The sequence below is a fragment of the Martinezella lusitana genome (genome assembly GCF_014207095.1).
GTDB lineage: Bacteria > Pseudomonadota > Alphaproteobacteria > Rhizobiales > Rhizobiaceae > Rhizobium > Rhizobium lusitanum_B.
This window is the reverse complement of the sequence record NZ_JACHBG010000034.1, coordinates 1-21,711: the sequence shown is the minus strand read 5'-3', so window position 1 is coordinate 21,711 and position 21,711 is coordinate 1. Positions and strand designations below refer to the sequence as shown.

The following is a 21,711-nucleotide window of genomic DNA, read 5'->3' as shown; positions in this document are numbered from 1 at the left end:
CTCGATGGACGCGATCAATCCATCGAAGACGTACGGATCAGGTTCAGGGGCGCCGCTCGTTGGCTGCGTGATCGGAAGCCCAGGGCTCGCCTCGGTGCTTTGAGGCGTAGGTGCGGAGAAAGACGGAGCCGCTTCCGAAACGGATGTCGCATTCGCTGTACTGGAAGATGTGGGCGACGGCTCTGCACTTGCAGGAGTCGCGGTTACCACCGAAGTTTGAGACGCAGGAAGCGCTTTTTCCTGAGCGCGTGTTGGGGTAGTAACCGGCGCTGTCACGATCTGATTGCGCGAGGGAATAAGTGACGAAACAGGGGCGTGAGACGCCGTTCCCGGCTTTGACGTCGTATTCGCTGCGAAGACAGCGCCCCCGATCATCGCCAGCATTACCCAGAAGTCTCGGTATGCTCCGGCCACGCGCGTCACCGTTACCCTATATCCATTTGGACTTGCTTAAGCCGCACATACGCTTCAACCAATTGCGGGGGCGGGTTCCTTCGCAGTTCGGAGGCAGTATCCAGAAGTTCCTTGAGCTCATCCGGAGCACGCCTCAGCTCTCCTTCCAGGTCAGCCCTCTGACGCGCTATGTCCGTTTTGACCTCATTGATAGCCTGCGGATCGGTGGCAATGTGACTATTGAATACAAATTTCTTTTCAACAGACGACGACCAACTCGCAAGGGCGTCGGCTTTTTTGGGACCAATGCCGGGAACGGCTAAAACCGAGCGAGTCTTCACATCCCACGCGCTGTCAAAACCAAACGACGAGAGCGTTACCGTCCTGCTCTGTCCAATGCCAGCGATTTTTGCGCGGGAGATCAAGTGCCCCTGCATGTGGCTCCTGAATTGAAGGTCTCTTTTCTTTCGCTCGAGCTCGGCGAGACGTTCGCGTTCCTGTTCCGGAAGTTTGCCATGAGCCGAGGCCAGGGACAGATAGTGGCTTTTTCGTTTCAGGAACACGGCAGGCCCGGCGTGCTCTTCCCAAATTTTCTTCTTCTCCTCCCATGCTGCGGTAGCCGCCTGCAGTTCGACCCTAAATTCTTCCGCAGGACGGCGGGATCGGATCATCATTGTGATTGATGCGATAACCAGAGCTGCACCCCAGAAGCCATTCAACTGGTTTGCAAGGAAAATACCTATCAGCAGTCCCGCAACCGAGGCGAAAAACGCCAGCTGCTTTCCACGTGAGAAGGATACCGCCACAGGGCTGCGGGTGAGAGACGGAACCGCAATGATGCTTTCAGGTGCTGGGGGTTGGTTTGGTGGAGCGGGACGGTTGATCAGAGCAATGAGGTCACCGATGTTCAGTGTGGAAACAGTGCTTGAAATCTTCGCGGCGAAGAGGCTCCTGCCCATCGATTTCTCGAGGCGGCACCAGGGACACGACGAGCTCCGAAAATACGCATGCGATTTGTCAGCAGAGCACTCCAGCAAACCCTTCTCGAGCTTGCCGAGGATTTGGACCCACGAGGTCGCATTCGGTCGACCGCCCGGAAGATCACCACTCTTTCCGAAAGCGGATTCGAATGCGTCGGAAACCTCCTTGCCAAAGTCACCCAGCGCTGGTGTTAGCGGCGGAGGTTCCATGCGCGTCTCAGCCCTGCGTGCGCTATAGGCGAAACGGTGGTCGCCTACAGCGGTCGGGATGTCTATGTCGCCAAGACCGAGATGCTTCCCAGCAAACGGATGTCTCCCAAGAAAAAGCAGCTGAAAGATGAGGACGGCTAGACCAAAGTTGTCGTGGTTCGCCATCCGAACCACTTTTTCGAAGTCCGCGCCTCTCAGCTCAGGCGGCGTGTAATCCGGCACGCCTACGGTGCAGCGATAGACTTCTGGCCCCTTATTGAACTGAAAGGAGTCGCTGTCGATCAGAGTTACCATAGCCTGGTTTGAAACGAGGATGCCGGAGTGGTTTACGTCGCCGACCACGCAGCCCGTGCTGTGGATTGCAGCAAACGCGTTCGCAAGATTGAACGCGCTGCGCACCAGGAACCGGGCGTCGGCAGAAGGAAATTCCGTCCGCCTGCTGCCAGGCCCATAGAGTTCATGGATATTCTTAAAACCTGCGACCTTCTTCATGGAAAACCCCATGAACATTCCGCTCTTGTCACTGACAGTGTCGATCGGGAAGGCGACGATGTCGGTTGTCTTGTGGAGTGCGGCCGACGTCATGGCAAGGATTTTTGCTTTCCTCTCGAAGGCCCTGCCGGGATTATAAATCTTCACCGCCAAATCGCCCGCCTCGTGGACGTGATAGACCGCGCCTTCGCCGCCTTTTCCTAGCATCCCGCCAAGCGTCAGCTTCCTCCCATCCGATCCGAATACGATAGTGCTCATTTGCGCACACCGAGTACGAGCGTCTTGTCGTCATCGGTTCTTTCGCAAACGGATGGGCTTTCAAGATATTCTCGCAGCGCCATCGACAGAGGAAGGTTCCTGCCGGCTTCCTCCGAAAGAGCCAGCGGCGTCACCATCCGATTGAAAAATGGCTCATGAGCCGAACGATTTGCGCTATTGAGGACTAGACGTTCGATGCCGTCGGAGAAGACTGCAAATCGATCGACACGACGGTCATTTCGAACGAAAGTGAGATGCGGTTGGGGATCATCGGTGATGAAGGTGGTTGTCGATGCATATTCGCCTTGATACGGCCACGACGGCACATCCCAGGCTTCGTCTCCTTCGTAGCGTACGACAGCCGCGCCATCGCCGATGTGAAAGATCACAGTACCGTTTTCAGACATGAGAGCAGCAACGCTTGTGGCCGCGAAATCGCGTCGCTGTGTTCCAGAGCGACTAGCCTTCGCGCTGATGTATTCGCGGATATCGTCTATCCAGTCCCAGACCATTTCTTCACGAAGCTGGGAGAGGGAGTGATTTGCGAGATATCCGCGGATGAGCCGAAGCAGACCAATGCAGACTGATTTGGAACCAATCTGCGCCAGTTTTGCGCTTCCCGCACCATCTGAAACGATCACTGCCATAACGGTTTCATCGACGCTGGCTAAAGTCTCACTCAATGCAAAATCCTGACATGGCAAACCCGTCTTCACATGGGAGGTGCCACGAGCACGGGCCGCAGCCCATCGCCAGCCGTCGGTCATGCGATTGAGGCCCATCCGTCTGGCGTTGCAGGATTAGAGAGAGGAACGGCGTCACCGGGATTGGATTGCGAGACCGAGCTTAGAGAGCTGGAAAGCCACTGGAACAGATCTCGAAACCTGAGTTCCTTCAGCGCCAAAGGCTGGCGCACGCAGATATGGGAAAGCGTTTCGAAATTAGCACCGTCGACGCCGACAGCAAAAAAGCTGAAGGCCTTTTCAACTTCTCCAGCCTTGACCTGCGCCGCCGCACTCTGCCAGGCGTCTGTTGGGGCTCCGTCCGTAATCAGGAAAACCCACGGGCGATAGTATGAGATTCCGTTTTGGCGATAGGAGTTCTTCCGGTCGCGCAGGAGCCGGAGGCCCTCCTCGATTGCATGGCCCATTGGCGTATCTCCCTGTGCGGCCAACTCGGGGACGATCCAGTTTTGCATGCTTGTAAAGTCGTTCACGATGGTCACAGGGCCGAAGGAGACTATGCCTATCTCAACGCGCTTAGATGCGAGAGAGTCCGCATAGAGTTCGTCTTTGAACTGGACGAGACCTTCATTGAGTTCCCTAAGCGGGCGTCCCCGCATCGAACCAGAAACGTCTAGCAATAAAAGGCAGGGACAACGCGGTTCGGGATTGTCCACGAACTCCGCGCCATCAAAGGGAATTTGCTCAAACGGATTCGGCATGTGGTTCTCCTCAAGCTTGCGAACAATGCATAGCAGCTCTCGCCGGCGCTGCATTTACAAAAGAGCGCTCAAAGATATTTTTTCGCCGGGTGTGGCTTTTGGGAAAAGCACCGGAACCGCGACTCTCGGGCTCGAGATGGCAGCATCGAGGTGTTACCGAAGTGCGCCGTGCAAAAGTGCAAGCAGCCAGGCGACGACTAGCACCCAAAACACGGCCGAGTACATTATTCCGCAAGTGCGGCTCCGATAGCGGCGGCCAGTAGCAATGACATTGCCGAATTTAGGAAAGTGATACTGAAACCATAAGATGGCCTTGCCGGGAAATAGAAATACCATCCACCAGAGCCGCGGCCGAGTGCTCGAGCCGCTTTGTGATGAGGGGAGCTGGTGCATTGCCATCGCGATCTCGTTGCCTGCGGACTAAGATTCGTCAGGCAGCATATACGAGTCTCTGGGAGAAGCTACCCAGGGTTTTTCTCAGACCGACGTTATACAATCATGATGTTCAATTTAGCTCGTGGACGCTGCCGACAGCAATCTTCTTCCCACCTGGGTTCGTATTGGTCGTTGGCGACCGCAGGGCGGTGAATCGGGCGGAGAACGCCATCGACACTTCCAAGCGTGCTCTCCTTTTTGATCACGGCGTGGAAGTGCCGAACAAATGGGCGGCGATCTCCGAATTTACGCGGACCAGGAGGCTCCGAACCTCAAGCTAACAAGGGAGCCGTTGCGGAAGCCGTGGCCATTGCGCCCGGCCTATTTTGGAAGACCATTCGAAAGGGTTGCGGTTTCGATGAGACATTGGGGCGTTTGCGTTTGCTGCAATTGCAACCAAAGTTAACCGAGCGAAGTCTGGCGAGGTGGTACGGACCTGAGTAGCGTAAGAGGCTACGGCGCGCCCTGCGATTGGGCGTTAACGCTCGTTTATGACGTTGCCGAGTGGCGTAGACGATCTCGACTTTGCACGTGCACGCTCAAACGCACCGAGTCTGCTCTTCATCGAAGAAATCGATTCCGTTGGACCGTGCGGCGAGAAAAAAGAGGGCGTCTTTATCACGGCGCCTGTATTTTCCCTGAGCGTCGTCTAGGCTGCCGAACTGCTTGGGCTGGGCCGAAGTCAGGTTCACAGGCTGCTGCAGGCTTATGACCATTCAGGTCCGGCCGGCCTCGTTTCGAAGAAGCGAACGCAGCCGGGCAACCGGCGCCACAGCGAGGAGTTTCGCAATGCGGCGCTGGATCTGATCCGCGAGCGCTGTCTGGATTTCGGCCCGACACTGGCGCGTGAGAAGCTGATCGAGTTGCACCGGATCTCTGTTGCCAAGGAGACGCTGCGGCAATGGATGACTGAGGCCGGCATCTGGATCTCGCGCCGGGAACGCAAGAAACGGGTTTTCCAGCCGCGTGGCCGGCGCGACTGCTTTGGCGAACTGGTGCAGATCGACGGGTCGCATCACTGTTGGTTCGAGAACCGCGGCCCCAAATGCGCCCTACTCGTCTATATCGACGATGCCGCCGGAAAGCTTCTGCATTTGCGTTTTGCCGGATCGGAGAACACGTTCGACTATCTGCTGCGACGAAGGCCTATCTGCAGCAATGGGGCAAGCCGCTCGCTTTCTATAGCGACAAGCATGGTGTCTTTCGATCGACACATCCGTGAAGAAGGACCGGACGAGCGGCCTGACGCACTTCGGCCGGGCGCTTTATGAGCTGAACATCGACATCATCTGCGCCAAAACCCCCGCGGATCCTCCGATCCGACCAGGGCGGCGCGTCCCGACCGCGATCCCGACCATCCGTCGACGCCTGACTGCGGCCCTGGCCAACCGCCTGCAACGATGTCCGTGCTGTACAAGGGCCATGGACAGCCGCGGCAAATCCGCGGTTTATGACGCAGTAAGACTAGACGACCCCATCAGTCTGAATTCCCGGGTCGCTTCTCAGCAGAAATCAACAAGTCATCCTGGCTGGCGAGCCGCTTCTCGTAGAAAATCACGGCATACCCATGCAGCATCCCCTCACCGCGGCGACTATAGCCAGACGTCTCATACATCATTTGAGCCCCGACCTGGATGGTTGTTGTTTCGAGCATTATGCACTTGATACCTAGGGCAGCGGCGCGCAGCTCCAATTCACTAAGTATTCTCCTTCCAAGCCCTCGTCGTTGAAAGGCGGGATCGACCCGCATCCGCTTCAGCTCTGCAACATCATCTTCGGCAGGTTTCAGTCCACCCATAGCGACGAGTTGGCCGCCAATATGAGCAACTACAAAATCTCCGCCTGAGGCTAGATATACGTCCCCGACATTACGCAAATCATCCTCCCATGCCCCTTCCGGCCCATGTACACCAACACCGTCGGATGCGCTTCGATGCAACCGCCATACATCGTCAGCATCTCCTACCTCGAATCGGCGAAAGACCACTTCGTCTTGAGACATTGACCATTTTCGCCTGATGTCGGAGATATGCTTGATCGAGGAAAATGCCGCCTCTAGCTTTGGTGCGCTCCCTAACAGCCGCTGCGACAACACATCCTCAATCCTTTCCGACATATCAACTCCAACAATTGGGAGACCCGGCCCTACCGTATATTTCAGGGCCGCACGACGATGCATCCGGGTAAACCGATCCAGCGCACAAACACAGGACGCGTGCAGCTCTCGGATTTCGCTGCTCTGGCGCTCCACGATGGACGAGACCGTTGCGAGCTTAGGGAAAGGCGCTTTCCCTTCAAGCCAGCTTGGCTGGGTTCTCGCGCGCACCTTGTCTGGCGATAACCAGCGAAATACGTCGTCAATGCATTTTTGAGGATAATATTCCGACAACCGATATACATCCTTGTAGAATTGCGGCTTCTGGCGCAACAGCTCTTCGCCGATCAGAAGAACCGAGACCGCCACGATGCGGGCAGAGAAACGACCGCTTGGGCCAAGCCTATCCTTGTAAGGGTTCTTTCCGTAGAACATGCGAAATTGCTCGAAAAGATCGTGCGACATATGTTCATAAAAACGTTCCAAAACATAAATGGCTGACTCCAGCGACTTCATGCACAGCGATAGACACTTGCGTGCATCTGCCGCGACCGTGTCTCGCAACTCAAGCAGAGCTTCTATTGCCGACTGTAAGTCACCCTCAATAAGTTGATGGCCGAGGCAAAAATCGCGCTCCTCGACCCCAGCTGAACCGAGGCAATATACGCGAGGATCCCTCTCCACTGGGTTGGTGAGGATCATGTCTTCATAGGAGAGGACATCAATGCTAGGCTGCCGCTGACGACTTAATTGTGCAATACGCATCAACGGTTCTCCTACCGCCAACTCCGCATCGACGGGATTGAGGCCGGCAAACGCGGACATCTGATAAGCACAATTGACGAGATACTGAATGTCTGTCTTAGCCACTCCGAAGTCGGACTGGGGCAGATTTATTAGCTGCGCCTCACAGTCTGTTCCCCGTATCATTGCGTTGATGCTCTGCCCGAGCGCCTTAACCGCTTCATCTGGCCGTTCATTCCCTTTGATCTGCGCAATTTGGTGCGGGAGTTGCTCGGCGACGAAATCGCTGACAATCCCAAGCGGGCGTTTTGCCTGGCTGCGGTCGATGCTGTCGACCAGGTGAGAAAATATCCCCCGCGCCTGATGGGCGGGTCGATCTGGGATGGAAAAGGACGAGGTGAAGGTCATTGACGAGGTCCCCCGACTTCGCCGAAACACAGCTTGCATTTTCGCACTTGAGCCGTACCGTCCCGCTGGCGAGTAATCGTGCTCTTCCAAGAGGTCGGTCTTCTTGTCCCTATCCTGCTATCGTTGTAGGCTACCCGATCAAGCACCTGGTCCGAGAAAAACAGCAGAGACACAGCGCCTGAATTGATGATGCCGGCGGAAGTCAGAGAAAGTACGCCGTCGTTAGAGATGAATACAAGGTCGGTCTCCTTCAAGATTTCAAGCTCGCGGGGAAAGTATTTTTCGAAGGGCACCCCAAACTCCCGTGCGAAGCGGGATAACAACACTCCGCTGCTTCGCAACGCAAACATTACTGTCCTGCCCATCAGATCGTCCTCTAACAGTGCGACACCTTTCCAAATCGGTTTATCGCCCGCTTCAACTCTAGTCAGATACCGATCAAAATCGGCCTCAATATAGAACTGGCGCTGGCTCATGGAGCCAAATCCGCTAACCCCAAACGGCACAAGATTATTGTCGTTCCAGGAATCGTACTTGCAAGACTGTCGAAAGGAGTGCGATTGCGACGCCTTCGTCCATAGAAAATCGGCCCGTGACGATAGCCAAGCGCGGTGAGGATGTGCTCCGCCATAAAATGCATGATTATCCATTCCTTGGAGGGCAAGATGGGTCTTGCAATCGTGAGTCGTGGGAGTTCAACAAACCCATTTATTCCAGTCCCTTTAATTTTGCCGAGCGATCGCTTCGCTCCTACCTGGCAAGCAACTTCGTCGGCTCTCAACGGCGGGGCAAAGTTCATACCAATTTGTATTTTGGCGCTAAAAAATAGATTGTAGATTTCCTTTCAGTTACTTAGCGAAAACATCGAGGAGGCCGGCTAAACAAGCCTATGTCCAAAATTCGCCAAAACAGCCATAAATTGTCGGACACCGTCAAAGGCCGCTGAGCCTCATCGTCGGGGACGAGTTGATCGCCGAGCCATGCCGCGAGGTGGGCCCGGCCGAGATGAAGCAGATCGTCGTTGAAGTCGCCGAGCTGCGGCCGCAACACCAAGGCGAGGATCCCGGACTCGCCTGCGCGCTGGCTGAGACGTTCGATGCAGTGCCGGCCGGCAGAGTCGGCATCGGCTGCGATGTAGAGGCGACGGCAGCCAAGCGGAAGTCCGGGCCGGCGAGGTGATTGGCCGAGGCGGCGGCGGCCACCGGCAGCGCCGGCATCACCACCTTAAGCGAAGCCATCGTCTCGAAGCCTCGCCGGCGGCCATGACCGGGACGGGCGCACCGGGCTGGTGGCCTAGCAAGATGCCGTTGCCAAGAATATCCCCCAGCGAGCGGCGTGGATCCGCGAGTTGCGCCTTGCCCTGACCCGAAGGATCAAGCCAGGTGCGCTGCAGGCCGCTGACAGCGGCAATTAGGGCAGGAAGAGTCTGCGTCTCGCCCGTAACGAGATCCCTGTAGTAGCAGCCGGGATGGAAGCGCAGCGCGCGCTCATGCGGGGAGAGCAGAATGCCGCGACCGGCGAGGTATCGTTCGGCAGCGTGCCGGCGATCGGCTGAGACATGGCGAACAGTCTACGCGCGGCCTTCGGGGAGCCGCGTTTCGCCGCTGGCTGGCGCTGCGCGCCTGGGAGCTGGGGAGGTGGCAGCGGCATGGAGAGGAAGCGACGTGCTTCATCCGCGACTTCGCGGAAGTCGACCAGACCACAGCTTTCGCGGATGACATCGAGCAGATCGCCAAATTCGGAGGTCGCCTCGGCTCGTCTCCACTGCATGATACGCTCGCATCACGACGCCCGCGAACATCAAAGCGGCACTGCCACCCAATCTGCCCTCGTACGCTGAAGTACGTGGGGCACATTCGATGGCAACTTTTCAGTGACGAGCATGGAAGTGTGCATAGCCCTGAAGCCCAGAAGTGGCGCTACGAGCAGATGAAGGCCAATCTCGCGATCTCCGGCATGGAAGTGGATCCCGAGCTAGAAGCCATGACTGAGGCATGGGAAGCGAACGGTCAGGGGCCTGATTGCGCGTGCTGCACACTACCGACCGATCTCTTCGGAGAAGACCAAGATCAGGGCCATCTGCTGGGGACGGCCTTTTTCTTTGTCCGATGAGTCGGAACCTTCGACGGTGATTCGTCTTGAGCCGCGAATCGCTTTTCGGAGGTATTGCGTCATGGCCCGAGATGTCGAAATTTATGCTCAGAAACCGTTCTCTAAACTCCCTGTCGATCTGCGGAAGGAAGTTCTGCAGAAGATCTCGAAGCGGCTCCATTACGTCGCCCTGCTTGCCCGGACGTGATGGACGATTTCGACCGAGACATGATGACCGAGTCCCGGCATTAAGGGCGTCAGGGCAGTCGCTTCAAGAGCCGAAGCCTGTTTCCCGGCGCAAACTCGATGATCTTGTCCTGCTCCAATGCGACGAGCACAGCCATGATCTCATCTTGCGTAAATCCTGCCGCGGTGAGTGGAACCCCGATGTCGAACAGGTTGATCATCATGTCGGGCTTCAGCTTCAGGGACCGAAGCTTATCCGTCAGGGCTATTTCGGTTTCTTCAAAGCGGCTCATATCAGCTTCTTAACGCTTTTCCGGCTGGAATAGCACCATGTCCAAGCCTCCGCGTTCGAAACCGCTCCTCCAAGACACTGACGGTCCGGCCCGGTCGAAGCCACTGCGTCGTCGCGATCCCGCACAGCCGAACCTTCTGCTCGACCCCAACCGTGACAGGCCGACGGTCGACTATCTGATGAATTTCACCGAGTACTCAGTTCTTGTTGAAATCACACGCCGATATTCCAGCAACGCCGCGCCGGAAGGTCAGGGACTTGGAGATTCAGCGGCGAATTCATGGATGCCGTGTCCCAGGTTCTCGAACAGAAGGCAGGATGGTTCATTCAAGGCCAGACCGGCCAAAACTTCGACAAGACCGGCAATCGCCGCATGACCGCGAGGACGCGGGATCCCAAGGCGATCCTGGTGATTGGGCGGGGCCGCGATATCGAAGGCGATGGAACCTCCCGTGACGCTGAGGTCAGACGCGACACATTCGAACTGTTTCGACGTTACACCCGGAACCTGGACATTGTCACCTTCGATGAATGGCTTGATCGAGCGAGATTTATTCCGAGAGACTGAGCCGAATGATGCCTCTCTTGTGACGGAGGAACTGGAACACCAAGGACGCCTCCCGCCTTTGCCGAACACGGCGAGGCGCTGCAAGCACAAGTCGTCAGCTAGTTGAAAAAAACTACAACTACAGTTAGATGGTTTGCGGTGCGGGCGGAGCGGGTAAAGCCGCTGGCTCAGCTTGCTGGGTTCTGGTCACAAAGGGGCGCGTTCTGCGCGTCGGCCTATGGCTACATTCGATTGAGTGTTTAGTTGCTTTGAGTTTTTGCGTCCGCACCACTTCAGTTCTTGCGAGAAAGATATGACGCGTCCTAGTCCGAGTACGATCAACGACACGATCTGGATAACGTCCCGAGTTCGAATGATCGCAGAGCGCAAAGCTCTGCGGAACCAAAACATTTCATACCTCGCGGTGACTTATTACTCTGTATTCTCAGTCATCCTTTCCATCTTCGAGTCCTTCTACAGCGTTCCGTACCCGGAACTCGGCAAGCTGAACCTGGCGTCGTCGGTGGTCGTGCTTGTGGCGTCTCTAGTCGCGGGCGGTTTCCGGATGGAGGCTCGGGCCGCTTCGTTTCGCGAGTGCTATCTCAAGCTGCAGAAGCTCTACGACGAAGATCTCCCGGATCAGGACAAGAAGCTTCGATATCGGGACATCCTACTCGACTTCCCAAATCATTCGAACCACGATTACACGGACCTTCTCGTCAATCACATGCTCCTCGAAGGGAAGGAGCTTACCAATCACGGCAAGCCCCTAACATGGACGTGGTTCCAGTTCTTTTCGTTCTTCGGGCGGCGAATCCTTTACCGGTCGATCATCGCCGCATTATTTCTGGTTCCGGCGGCGTTCCTCATGTGGCCATTTCTTCACGGGTGAGGTTGATGCAGGCCAAAGAAAAGTTCGACGAGCAGTTTGCAATCGGGAACCTGCAATCGATCTTCGATGAGCGAATTGCCGCATCCGGAACGATCGGAAAGGACGGTATCGACCCCGGAGCCTTTCAGAAGAACATCGATGCCGAGTTGGCGCTCATCAGGAAACGGGTGTATGCCGACTCCTATCGGTTCACGTCCTTCAAACAGCGCTTGATATCGAAGGGAGCGGGGAAGGCGCCGCGCGAGATCGCGATAGCGGGCGTTAGAGACCGGGTCACCCTGAGAGCCCTCACGAACGTGCTGATGCACGTCTTTGATGACGCGAAGCTCCCTCCCGCCCACTTCATCGTGAAGGACCTGTTGGAGTTCGTGCGGCCGCTGGCAGACGATCACGTCTTTCTTCAACTGGATGTCCAGGACTTCTATCCGAGCCTCGACCATCAGCTCTTGCTAAAGCGGATCCGAACGCGAACCCGATACAGGTTCCTAACCTCTCTGGTGGACTCCGCAGTCAAGACGCCTACCGGCGACGGTAAGAAAGCGAACGGTGTCGGAGTTCCACAAGGACTCAGCGTGTCCAACATTCTCTCCTCGATATACATGATGCAGATCGACGAGAACGCCCACGACCGCTTCCAATATTATCGGTACGTCGATGACATACTGGTGGTCTGCAAGGCATCCGACGCCAAGCGGCACTTCCGATGGCTGAAAGGCAGGCTGTCAAAGGCGCAACTGACATGTCATCCGCTCGAAGAGGGCAGCAAGTCGAAGATCGTTCCGCTTTCGACCGGCGTCGACTATCTCGGGTACCACATCACGCCGAAGCTTGTGTCTGTGCGGAAAAGCTCCTACCGACGGATGATGACGACGATAATGTCGCTTATGACAAGCGCGAAGTATCGTGCAAACCACAAGCGCCTGCTGGCGAAGCTCAATCTCAAGATCACGGGGTGCATTCTTAACGACAAACGCTACGGCTGGATGTTCTTTTTCTCGATGACCCAGGACGTGAAGCAGCTCAAACGGCTCGACCGCTTCGCCGCCCGGCTGTGGAGGAAACTTGGCATGGCCGGGCAGGGGAAGCCAAAGACCTTCGTGAAGGCCTACCATGAGATTCGATTCAACATGGCGAAATCGAAATATATCCCACGGTTCGACGACTATTCCCTGGAAAAGAAAATGCAGTTGATCGCGGATCTCCAAGGGGTCGAGCTCGATAGCATCAAAGACTGGACGGAGGAAAAGATCAACAAGATGTTCTGGCGTCTGGTCCGGAGAGAGGTGAGCGAACTCGAGAAGGATCTTACACCTGTTAGCTAATGCCAACGGACAAACGTTACGAACAAATCCAAAATGGCTCGGCCGTTCCATAATAGAACTTATCTGAGTTTCTGTTGTAGCGGCTATTTAGTAATGCGACAGTTGGGCCAGTTAGAGATGCGACAGTCTCGCCTCTCGACGCACTGGTCAAAGCCACCGTTGGGAGCAAGGATGACGATCTTCAGCCTGGTCGAGACCAGGAGCGGTCGGAGTCGTCATGTCCTTTATGATCACCATGTCGCAGAAAGAATTACATCGCCTCGAAGTCATCCAGAAGATCCGTAACCAACGCCTGAGCGTCGTACAGGCCGCCGAACTGCTCGACCTCAGTCGAAGTCAGGTCCACAGGCTGCTGCAGGCCTATGATCAGGATGGTCCGGCCGGCCTTGTTTCAAAGAAGCGATCACGACCAAGCAACCGGCGCCATAGCGAAGAGTTTCGCAATGCGGTGCTGGATCTGATCCGCGAACGCTATCTGGATTTCGGTCCGACGCTGGCACGCGAGAAGCTGCTCGAGTTGCACCGGATCTCGGTCGCCAAGGAGACGCTGCGGCAATGGATGACCGAGGCTGGTATCTGGATTTCGCGTCGTGAACGCAAGAAACGGGTTTTCCAACCACGCGGCCGGCGCGGCTGCTTTGGCGAACTGGTGCAGATCGACGGATCGCATCACTGGTGGTTCGAGAACCGCGGCCCCAAATGCGCCCTGCTCGTCTATATCGATGACGCCACCGGCAGGCTATTGCACCTGCGTTTCGCCGGATCGGAGAATACGTTCGACTATCTGCATGCGACAAAGGATTATCTGCAGCAGTGGGGCAAGCCGTTGGCTTTCTACAGCGACAAACATGGTGTCTTTCGATCGACGCATCCGTCGAAGAAGGACAGGACAAGCGGTCTGACGCAGTTCGGCCGGGCGCTTTATGAGCTCAACATCGATATCATCTGCGCCAACACCCCTCAGGCCAAGGGTCGGGTGGAACGTGCCAACCAGACATTGCAGGATCGGCTTGTGAAGGAATTACGGCTTCGCGGCATTGATACGATCGAAGCTGCCAATTCCTATGCGCCTGAGTTCATTGCGGATTTCAACACTCGCTTTGGCAAGCAACCACGCAATCCAAAGGACATGCACCGACCGCTGGCCAACCACGAGAACCTCGATGGTGCCATGTGCCGGAAGGAAGTCCGCACGCTGTCGCAATCTCTGACGCTACGCTACGACAAGATGTTGTTCATTCTCGATCCGACCGAGATTTCCAGGCCACTGGCTGGCCAGAAAGTGATCGTCTGCGACTATCCGGACGGTCGGCTCGAGATCATGCACGAGAGCTTTTCCCTGCCCTACAAGACCTTCGATACGTTGCGCTCGGTGCATCGTGCGGAGGTCGTCGACAACAAGCGGCTGGACGACATGCTGTCGATCGTCGCCGAGTTGCAAGCCGGCCGAGAACAGCAACGCAGCAAGAGTGGTCCCCGACGCACCGGGCAGAAGGATCATATGTTTGGCATTCGGGACGGTAGCACAGCCAACGGCTATCAGAAGCGGGGACGCAAGCCGAGGACAGATTACATGAACGATCCGGCGGTGATTGCACGGCGAGAGAAAGCGTTATTGAGGCAACCAGCGGCGGAATAAAGATCGTCAGTGCACGCCGATGTCGCTTTGCGTATCCGATTCCAGCTGCAGGCATGCGGACCAAAGCGGTGTCTTGTGGAAGGATCCGTCCTGGAAGAGTGTGAGGCCCTCTCTTGCTTCATAGAGCAAGCCGAGCCAGCACAAGCGCCGTAAGACGCCATATTGGAGATCGGATTTCAACTCCCAGGCTTCTATGGTCATTTCGGTGTGTGACAGAGGCGCCAAGTCTGGATAGAGGATCTTCACAACGTCCATTGGCGTGCAACCTTCCCTGGCCTTGATATTGAGAAGATTGAGGAACATGCGCCACCAGCGTAACCGCGCGCGGACCTTTTCTTCCCGCTCGGTGGCGTGGACATACGAATAGAGATAATCCGTGGCGACCACATCGAAGAAGGCTTGCGGATTCACCAGAAACTCCCGCCCGCGTCTGGTTGGCAGCAGCACATCCTTTTTCCGGCGAAGAAGCTTCAGGTGGCGGGTCATGTCGCGCACGACCCAAAGCGGCGGCATGTCGCTTTCATTGAGCACCTTGTTCATGCTGTAGAGGTCCTCGGCTGTGAATCCGGGCCAGAGGAAGTGCACAGCGGCCCAATGCACGAACTTGCGGTTCATGGCGCCGGTCGCGGTCAATCCTATGCCACCCTCACCGTCAGCATAGGCAACCGAAAGAAGCATGCCGCGAAGAAGTGGTGACAGCGCGGCGATGTCGACGTCACCTTGCAGGTTGATTTCCGGAAGCATCGTGCGGCTTTGATCCCCAACTGCGCCATGCAAGTGCTAGCGAGTATCGAGCGGTAAAAGAACAATTGCCAGTGAGAAAGCTAAAGCCGAAGGGGAATGTTATCACCCGCCCCCGCTCCGCCCTTTCAACCCGGCCCAGCCGGCCGGATCGGGGGCTGATTGTCAGAGCCAGTGTCGCATTTCTAACTGGCTGACAATGTCGCGCGTCTAGCCAGCTTTGACATCTGTAACCTAATGGAATTATTATATAATCTTGTAAAACGGACTTATAAATGTTCCACAGCAAGAGATTTCATGTCCAAACAGGAACATAGCCTGTCCGCTGAAAAAGTCGCGCCCCCAGGGTGTCCCCACATCCGACAGCGTCGAAATGCCGTCATACCTGTGAGTTGAGACGCGATCTTCAGAACAGGGGAGTTCTGAACTTTAGGATAGTCGGGCCTTTTTCGTGGAGCGGCTCTCTAACCTGCTTCGAGCCCTGCAGTTTCCGCTATCGGAATAGGTCAAAACCGCGAACAGGCTTGGGCCGCCTTTCATAATTGTACCGCTGTCGAAATATCTCTGGAACGAACGATCTCGTTTCCTCAGCACCGATTGGACGGTATTCAAACCTGATGGAAGAAAAGTGCAGGCTTCCACGCGATGGGACAATAATTCGCCCATTTTTGCCACTCCGATACGATAAACGAGAAAGCATGACCACTCGGTTCGCGAAAGCGTATGAGGCGGCCAATGTTTGTCATGGACGGAACAAATAAAGAACAAACTCACTTATTGTCAAGTGCCTATGAGCCGAATGCTTAAGCTGGCATACGGCTTCACAGCCAGTAACGCGGTCGAAATTGCTTGGGATGGCACCATCCCAGGCAATTTCCTCGCATGAAGCAGGTACAATCTTACCAATCGAGCTTTTCCGCGTCATTGTCATGCGAACGAGCTTCGTAGTCATAGCTCGTAGCGATTTTTTCGAGAACAGCAGACGTGCGCGGCCATTCCAGCGCCGTCGCTCGCGACCACTCGCTAAAGGTCCTCGCAAGATCGTGCTCTTGGGCGCCGCCGTCACGCGGTAGCCTCGTCGTAACGCCACGCAGATTGCGACGACCAATCATGAGCCCAATTTCGATATTTTTGTTGCGAACGGATTCAATTAATTCGCGGACAGCTTCTGTGGGCCAGATGCCGTCTTGCCCCGAAGGTGCGCAGGCAAGGACTTCGCCGATCTTCTGGTCCGAAATATCCTCCCGCCCGGCGGATTTCGCCAGTTGGCGGGCACGTTGAACCCAGTCTTCTAAGATCGCTAGATCTATTGTACCGTCTGGTCTGGTTCCAGGAACAACATTCCAGAGACGCAAGAGGTTGCTTGCTTGGCGGGCACGATTGGTGACTTGTTCTTGGTTAGCCACAGTCTCTTCAACTACGCGGCTGTCCTCGCTGGGTTTGTAAATTGCGCAGATTACGTCGATGAATAGCTGCGGATTGGACGCAAGCTCGCGGATGATTAACTTGGCCGGACGCTGCGAGTATTCAAGCACTGGAAGATAAATCCATTCCAGCTTTAACATCTCCGTGGCGGGGACGTCGTCACGGTTGTCTAAAACAGACAGAATTTCGGCAACGTAGTGTTGGAACATCGTCGTGTCATTGTGATCGGCGTCGAATTCGGCTGGTTGTAAGGCCGCTTCAATAAGGAGGCGGACGAGCAAATCCGAGCCAAATGTCAGACCTGTATGCAACCGCAAGCCAACTAGATGCACGACATGGCGAGCGCGACCGACATCCATCAGTTTGCTCACCGCAAACTCTGTATCTTCCCGTTCGCCATTAATCCAAAGGATTGGGACCCGTTTCCAGTACTGCTCTTCGAAATTTGCGCCCAATTCCCGCAAGAGCGACCAAGCGCGCGACGAGGGCGGGAGGGCGAGCAGAATTGCGAGCAAGCTTTCCTGTTTGGCTCCTATCTGCTGCATCTCGTCGACCAAATCTGTCACCCATTGATCAGCTTGCATGGGATACATCGTTATTATCATCCCCCGGGCAACTCCTAAGCCCACTACGCCCTCTCTTGTGAGAGCCCGGACGATAATTTCGTGTCCCCGTCGCGGGTTGCCAACTTCGGCCTCGGCAATGGCTTGTCCCAGGTAACCTTTCTCCTGTACAGCGTTAGCAAGAGCAAACAGGCCGTCCAGTCCCATATTGGTGAGAATTGCTTCAACAACGCTTCGGCGTTCCCCTTGGAGCTGCCGCTGTGTGTCCTCGTGCCACCTGGTGCCGATTGGGTTCGGAAGTGCGACCGACGTGTCAAACAACCAAGAAATCTCTGCGATTAGGTCGACAGGGGTTATGGCGTTGTAAATTTCCTCAAAAGGAGCCAATTCTTCTTCAGGAAGCGCCCACGCGGCATCACGGAAACTGCGATGGCTATGCAAAATTGCGCGCAACTTCGACCTTAACGCGTTCCGACCCACGTCGTCCGCAATGAACGGAACAAGCGCCTTGAGTTTGTTTAGCGCTTCTTCCCGTCTGGCTCCGAGATTGCCCCAGCGATCGAGCAGCGCCACCCACCGTGAGATATCAGCCGACGCGTCTGCAAGGAGACGATCGGTAATCGCGAGCGCGCCTCTTTCAATCAGCTCGAAAGTGACGATTTCTGAGGTTGGCGTCGAGAAATCGCGCCAGAGAGGGGCTGGCGTTGGTGAAAACGAGTCGTGTTCGGTCGGAAGAATGCCCAGCAGGAGTTTCCAAGCTGCCTTGGGGAACCTCGCTCTTAGCCGGTCCAAGACCCGAAGTCGCTGTTCTAGTGTCGCGTGTGTTTGCGGCGCCCATAGAAGAAATGTAGTTCGGAGACTACTGCCGGGACGGTTAGTATAACGGCCCCCAGGATCAAGCTCATCGAGCGCCCCGAGAATAGAGGCCGCACGCCCGAGATAGTCGGGAGACCATGCCAAAGTTTCGAGAGCCCACAATAATGTGGATAGGTGCTCGGCGCCAAAAAGCGGGGACGTATCGTGACCGAAAAGAACGGCGACAGGGCTATCGTCCTGACCAAGTGCGTCGTCGAGTGCGCTGAGGAAACTGGACGGTGAGGCTTCCGCTAATAGTTGAAAATCCCTCGACAGTGACCACCAACGTTGACGGTCGGCGCCGCTAAGCAAGCGTTGAATGATAAGATCTGGCTGCAGCTCCGCAGATGGTACGGATGAGGCCAGTTTTCCGAACAGAGCAAGTATAATCAATACTTCGCCGACACCGTTACGCAGATTTTTGGAAAATTCTGGATGCACCCCCCGGACCGATGCATACCACCGTTCCTCCGCGGGCATTTCGTAGCGGGGGTCGGCCGCGCTCAAAACGTCTAATGCGACTGCAGCAAACCGTTCCATGTGAGAGGGCGATATATCCGCTGCCAGCAGGCCCCAAGCATCGCGTGGCGAGGCAATTTTCCACACAGAGCCCACTTTACGCAGAGGACTATCGAAATTTCCGGCCAAACCCGCAAGACTAGCTGCGAACGGTTCGTAGGGCATGTCAGCCAACCGCGATAGGACAGATTTGTCTCCCTCGCTGCTTTCATCCCAGCCACCTGCGAGGAGAGCCGCAATGAGCGATTGAGAGGGAAGTCCTTTCGCCCACGCGGGTACTCGTCCAGGAGAGCTTGGCATGAGACGTCGCAGAATTCCTAGACTTCGCGACGAATCTCTCGCCATCCGCCCTGCCATCTCGGAAGGCACGCCAACCCCTTCAAGGACGATCTTAATATTCTCTCGTGCGGGGCGTTCAAGCACAATGGCATCGCCGGAGGACGAGGCGTCTTGGCCATATGCGGCAAGTACATGGTGTCCCTTCTTGGCCAACGCCTGCGCCGGGCCTGGCTCCGGATCTAACACCACGATGACCAACGGCGTTGCACTATCTCCAATCAGCCTTGCAGTTTCGGAGTTTGCGACTACCAAGCTTCGGCACAGGTAATATTCCGCAAGATTAGCGGGAAGCTGGTTGATCGCCGCATAAACAAATCCGGAAACCTCAGCCGGGCTCTCCCCCTTTACCGCAAGCACAGACGACGGCCCCCTGAGCCATCGAAGAATCCGGGTGGCACTTTCGTCGCGATCACAGAGCACCAATTCACTTGGCAATTGCCATTGGGTCGCGAGCGCCCATTCCAGCCAATATTCCCGAAGATCAAGTGCCCCGGCTGGTCGCTTGCCAAGGGCGATAGCCAGCCATAACCCGACAGCGGGATAGAGTTCGATCCAATGGACTAGATTATCTCCATCGTAAGCACGCACGTCCTTCCAGATGTTCTCCGCACGCTTCTTTTGCGCCCACATTTCCTTTTGGGGCCAATGACGCGGCGTCACGAAGATGAACGTCAACTCGGCAGGTATAAGACCAAGCGGATTCTCGCTGCGCTTCTTATAGTCATCATCGGCCTTCGAGGCGATGCGATCTCGCTGCGTCCCGATTTCCCATCCCGTGACACCGAGCGGAATATATTCAGACGCTTCGCTTGCTTCGGTAACTCCGTCCCAGCCAGCGTGCTGGACACCTTCGTCCGAGGGAAACCTCAGTAATATGGGGCGATTTGCCCTTGCTAGCTTCGCAAGCAAGGTTGGAAGAGATCCCTGACCGTCGCGTCGCTCGGCCCACTGAGAAAGATCAGTCGCATCGACCCATCTTATTGGCAAACCAGCGTCCTTCCGGTCGGCGAAGGCGGGCAATGTTGGCCCGATAACAGCTCCTCCCGCTCGGAAAGCAATGCCTTCCGCTTCGAGCACTCCGCGAATTGCTTCAGCGTTCTGTTGAATCGGGTTGCGATGGCCCCGCTCAAAGTCTGCCACGGTGGAGGTGGCTACTCGAGCGCGGCTGGCGAGCTCCTGCTGAGACCAAGCCAAAAGAGCGCGAGCAGCGCGACATTGTGCGGGAGTGATAGCCTCATTGGAGGCAGGAGGATTGAGCAACGTAGACATTAGTGATTTTATATGACGTCAAATTAAAAATGCAATAACCCTGGAGCCGAACAACACATTCAGGGACCAGCTACCCTGCCTCGCCTTCGGCTCCTTCTCCAAGTCAAAAGGATTGGGGATTCCGCGAGCAGCGATGAACATCGGGATGTTTTCATTGCCCCTTCCAGAATCCACATCTATAGTTGTGAAGCGTGGTACAATTAGATCGAATCGGAACTGCTATTGTTAAGAAAAATATTGTCTGTAGCATGCAGAAACTTAAGTAGCCGCTGGGGCAGAACATGTTGGCGGGCATTCTTCGATATTGCTTCGACATTGCCAAGAAAAACCAGGCACTTCGCCCATTCGTTGCGATCTACAGGCTTTTGCGCCGATTATTTCATAGAATCTTGGACAAATATCCGTCGCTCGCGATCATCGCGATTGTCGCAATAATTATTTTCATGACACTCAACCCTGAGTATGCACCGGACTTGGTTAAGCCTAGCCATGGATGCGAACTCATCCAAATTGGAAACGGGGAACTCTATACAGTCAAAGGCGACACTTTGCATTTTTCAGGGGATCGGCCTTGCCAGAGTCGACAACCTGTAGCCTTCGACTGGTTCAATCGCTTCCCTACAAAGATGATCGGCCTAGGCTCGCAGCCCGATGCCGTATCCGCAGGAATTTTTTTCAATGAATTGGCCACTGAAGCAACCGGGGCAAACGAATGGCACGAATATACGCTGTTCCACCAAGCAAATGACTTTACCTGGACAATGGCTCCAGGTGCTTCGATGGTGCGCGAAACCTTTCTCAAAGGAGGCTGCGGCTACGATACGTCAAATCCGCCGCCTTCGAAAGAATTGGAGGCGCGAGATGGCCTATTGCTTACGGCTGAGCAGTTGCGATCGAGTGTGAAGTTGCCGGAAAACGTGTGGGAAAAATGCAATACTGGCTCTCCCGAAGACGAGACTTGGGACTATTGCCACTACACGGGATTAGAATTTTTCATTCCGACAGTCAGTCCGCATAATGTTTGCGCCCAACACTCTTGGCGTGACGCTTGGATTCCCGGCGGGACGCGCAAGATTCTGCTGGGTAAACCGGAGGCCTATGAAAAGCTCTCGCGTTTGTCTCAAGATCGATGGGACGTCGGCAAGATCAAAGAAGTCTCCGCAGATGATTGGGCCCAAATGACAGCCGACCTTCCTAAAGTTTGCATGCGGTGGAAGGATAAAGGCAAACCGAACTGGGAAGAATTCGCGTCGCTTGCTGCAATCTGGTGCGACTATTAGGCGTTGCCTCTTAATGAGCCACCGCTTCCGGTTCATGGTGATATTCTTGGATATGAACCGATCAGTTGCCGTGGTGGGCTTCTCTTTAGAGGCTGCCTCAAAAAGAGGTGGGTGATTTCAACAGGTTATGATTCCTTCGGATTTGCGAGATTCGATGGAGAACACGATGGCCTGGACCAAAATCACCCGTCGGCAATATGGAGAGCGTTGGGACTTTGGCCACGCATCAACCATCGTCTCGTGATGGAAACGCGCGAGTTGGAGGGCAAGGAGGCAAGCCCGACGGCCGGTG

16 protein-coding genes and 2 pseudogenes are annotated in these 21,711 nt (G+C 55.6%); 8 read left to right on the top strand and 10 right to left on the bottom strand.

The features are described 5' to 3' along the window. Positions 1–425: 425 nt before the first annotated feature. The 3 genes from GGD46_RS31830 to GGD46_RS31820 are packed head-to-tail and all read right to left on the bottom strand — an operon-like array spanning position 426 to position 3,777. Positions 426–2,333, bottom strand: a complete 1,908-nt coding sequence (locus GGD46_RS31830) for a protein kinase domain-containing protein (protein WP_004122931.1) — start codon at positions 2,331–2,333, stop codon at positions 426–428. Next, positions 2,330–3,100 (bottom strand): PP2C family serine/threonine-protein phosphatase, encoded by a 771-nt coding sequence (locus GGD46_RS31825; RefSeq protein ID WP_037136628.1) that lies wholly within the window; start codon positions 3,098–3,100, stop codon positions 2,330–2,332. Before GGD46_RS31825 ends, GGD46_RS31830 begins: the two co-directional genes overlap by 4 nt. Further along, positions 3,097–3,777 (bottom strand): vWA domain-containing protein, encoded by a 681-nt coding sequence (locus tag GGD46_RS31820; RefSeq protein ID WP_004122927.1) that lies wholly within the window; start codon positions 3,775–3,777, stop codon positions 3,097–3,099. Before GGD46_RS31820 ends, GGD46_RS31825 begins: the two co-directional genes overlap by 4 nt. Positions 3,778–4,829: 1,052 nt before the next feature. Here GGD46_RS31820 and GGD46_RS31815 point away from each other — a divergent pair. Then, positions 4,830–5,517: pseudogene (locus GGD46_RS31815) on the top strand (ISNCY family transposase); the annotation flags it as partial. Between the two features lie 172 nt (positions 5,518–5,689). Here GGD46_RS31815 and GGD46_RS31810 read toward each other — a convergent pair. The 4 genes from GGD46_RS31810 to GGD46_RS34590 form a co-directional block, all read right to left on the bottom strand. Continuing rightward, entirely contained in the window at positions 5,690–7,459 is a 1,770-nt protein-coding gene (locus GGD46_RS31810) for a GNAT family N-acetyltransferase (RefSeq protein ID WP_004122926.1), read from the bottom strand. Further along, positions 7,456–7,935, bottom strand: a complete 480-nt coding sequence (locus GGD46_RS31805) for a coproporphyrinogen III oxidase (protein WP_240535487.1) — start codon at positions 7,933–7,935, stop codon at positions 7,456–7,458. The genes GGD46_RS31810 and GGD46_RS31805 overlap by 4 nt, the downstream gene beginning before the upstream one ends. Before the next feature lie 376 nt (positions 7,936–8,311). After that, positions 8,312–8,557, bottom strand: coding sequence for a hypothetical protein (locus GGD46_RS34595; RefSeq protein WP_376774047.1), 246 nt, complete (start codon positions 8,555–8,557; stop codon positions 8,312–8,314). A 312-nt stretch (positions 8,558–8,869) separates the two neighbouring features. After that, positions 8,870–9,229, bottom strand: coding sequence for a hypothetical protein (locus GGD46_RS34590; RefSeq protein ID WP_004122923.1), 360 nt, complete (start codon positions 9,227–9,229; stop codon positions 8,870–8,872). 159 nt (positions 9,230–9,388) lie between these two features. On the opposite strand from GGD46_RS34590, the gene GGD46_RS31795 reads away from it, so the two are divergent. Continuing rightward, positions 9,389–9,571, top strand: coding sequence for a hypothetical protein (locus tag GGD46_RS31795; RefSeq protein WP_240535486.1), 183 nt, complete (start codon positions 9,389–9,391; stop codon positions 9,569–9,571). Positions 9,572–9,807: 236 nt separating this feature from the next. On the opposite strand, the gene GGD46_RS31790 is transcribed toward GGD46_RS31795, so the two are convergent. Then, the gene (locus GGD46_RS31790) at positions 9,808–10,029 is read right to left on the bottom strand and encodes a hypothetical protein (protein ID WP_004122919.1); all 222 of its coding nucleotides are present in this window, start codon (positions 10,027–10,029) and stop codon (positions 9,808–9,810) included. A gap of 37 nt (positions 10,030–10,066) precedes the next feature. On the opposite strand from GGD46_RS31790, the pseudogene GGD46_RS34115 reads away from it, so the two are divergent. The 5 genes and pseudogenes from GGD46_RS34115 to GGD46_RS31770 form a co-directional block, all read left to right on the top strand. Further along, positions 10,067–10,189 (top strand): annotated as a pseudogene (locus GGD46_RS34115) (ATP-dependent DNA ligase); the annotation flags it as partial. A gap of 119 nt (positions 10,190–10,308) precedes the next feature. Continuing rightward, the gene (locus GGD46_RS31785) at positions 10,309–10,596 is read left to right on the top strand and encodes a Shedu anti-phage system protein SduA domain-containing protein (protein ID WP_004122918.1); all 288 of its coding nucleotides are present in this window, start codon (positions 10,309–10,311) and stop codon (positions 10,594–10,596) included. 292 nt (positions 10,597–10,888) lie between these two features. Then, positions 10,889–11,467, top strand: a complete 579-nt coding sequence (locus tag GGD46_RS31780) for an SLATT domain-containing protein (protein WP_004122917.1) — start codon at positions 10,889–10,891, stop codon at positions 11,465–11,467. 5 nt (positions 11,468–11,472) lie between these two features. Further along, the gene (locus GGD46_RS31775) at positions 11,473–12,789 is read left to right on the top strand and encodes a reverse transcriptase domain-containing protein (RefSeq protein WP_004122915.1); all 1,317 of its coding nucleotides are present in this window, start codon (positions 11,473–11,475) and stop codon (positions 12,787–12,789) included. 217 nt (positions 12,790–13,006) lie between these two features. Then, positions 13,007–14,428, top strand: coding sequence for an ISNCY family transposase (locus GGD46_RS31770; protein ID WP_004118201.1), 1,422 nt, complete (start codon positions 13,007–13,009; stop codon positions 14,426–14,428). 6 nt (positions 14,429–14,434) lie between these two features. Here GGD46_RS31770 and GGD46_RS31765 read toward each other — a convergent pair whose 3' ends face one another. Both GGD46_RS31765 and GGD46_RS31760 read right to left on the bottom strand, forming a co-directional pair. Then, positions 14,435–15,172, bottom strand: coding sequence for a hypothetical protein (locus GGD46_RS31765; RefSeq protein ID WP_004118203.1), 738 nt, complete (start codon positions 15,170–15,172; stop codon positions 14,435–14,437). An 896-nt stretch (positions 15,173–16,068) separates the two neighbouring features. After that, positions 16,069–20,139, bottom strand: a complete 4,071-nt coding sequence (locus GGD46_RS31760; protein WP_004118204.1) for a helix-turn-helix domain-containing protein — start codon at positions 20,137–20,139, stop codon at positions 16,069–16,071. Positions 20,140–20,420: 281 nt separating this feature from the next. Here GGD46_RS31760 and GGD46_RS31755 point away from each other — a divergent pair, with 281 nt between their 5' ends. Beyond that, positions 20,421–21,419 (top strand): hypothetical protein, encoded by a 999-nt coding sequence (locus GGD46_RS31755; RefSeq protein WP_004118206.1) that lies wholly within the window; start codon positions 20,421–20,423, stop codon positions 21,417–21,419. Positions 21,420–21,711 lie beyond the last annotated feature (292 nt).

What these genes read in the sequence shown, in the direction of transcription:
- GGD46_RS31790 (WP_004122919.1), bottom strand. Translation starts at nt 10,029, where the DNA reads ATGAGCCGCTTTGAAGAAACCGAAATAGCCCTGACGGATAAGCTTCGG.
- GGD46_RS31755 (WP_004118206.1), top strand. Translation starts at nt 20,421, where the DNA reads ATGTTGGCGGGCATTCTTCGATATTGCTTCGACATTGCCAAGAAAAAC.
- GGD46_RS34590 (WP_004122923.1), bottom strand. Translation starts at nt 9,229, where the DNA reads ATGCAGTGGAGACGAGCCGAGGCGACCTCCGAATTTGGCGATCTGCTC.
- GGD46_RS31760 (WP_004118204.1), bottom strand. Translation starts at nt 20,139, where the DNA reads ATGTCTACGTTGCTCAATCCTCCTGCCTCCAATGAGGCTATCACTCCC.
- GGD46_RS31780 (WP_004122917.1), top strand. Translation starts at nt 10,889, where the DNA reads ATGACGCGTCCTAGTCCGAGTACGATCAACGACACGATCTGGATAACG.
- GGD46_RS31830 (WP_004122931.1), bottom strand. Translation starts at nt 2,333, where the DNA reads ATGAGCACTATCGTATTCGGATCGGATGGGAGGAAGCTGACGCTTGGC.
- GGD46_RS31820 (WP_004122927.1), bottom strand. Translation starts at nt 3,777, where the DNA reads ATGCCGAATCCGTTTGAGCAAATTCCCTTTGATGGCGCGGAGTTCGTG.
- GGD46_RS31765 (WP_004118203.1), bottom strand. Translation starts at nt 15,172, where the DNA reads ATGCTTCCGGAAATCAACCTGCAAGGTGACGTCGACATCGCCGCGCTG.
- GGD46_RS31825 (WP_037136628.1), bottom strand. Translation starts at nt 3,100, where the DNA reads ATGACCGACGGCTGGCGATGGGCTGCGGCCCGTGCTCGTGGCACCTCC.
- GGD46_RS31810 (WP_004122926.1), bottom strand. Translation starts at nt 7,459, where the DNA reads ATGACCTTCACCTCGTCCTTTTCCATCCCAGATCGACCCGCCCATCAG.
- GGD46_RS31770 (WP_004118201.1), top strand. Translation starts at nt 13,007, where the DNA reads ATGTCCTTTATGATCACCATGTCGCAGAAAGAATTACATCGCCTCGAA.
- GGD46_RS31795 (WP_240535486.1), top strand. Translation starts at nt 9,389, where the DNA reads ATGAAGGCCAATCTCGCGATCTCCGGCATGGAAGTGGATCCCGAGCTA.
- GGD46_RS31805 (WP_240535487.1), bottom strand. Translation starts at nt 7,935, where the DNA reads ATGAGCCAGCGCCAGTTCTATATTGAGGCCGATTTTGATCGGTATCTG.
- GGD46_RS31785 (WP_004122918.1), top strand. Translation starts at nt 10,309, where the DNA reads ATGGATGCCGTGTCCCAGGTTCTCGAACAGAAGGCAGGATGGTTCATT.
- GGD46_RS31775 (WP_004122915.1), top strand. Translation starts at nt 11,473, where the DNA reads ATGCAGGCCAAAGAAAAGTTCGACGAGCAGTTTGCAATCGGGAACCTG.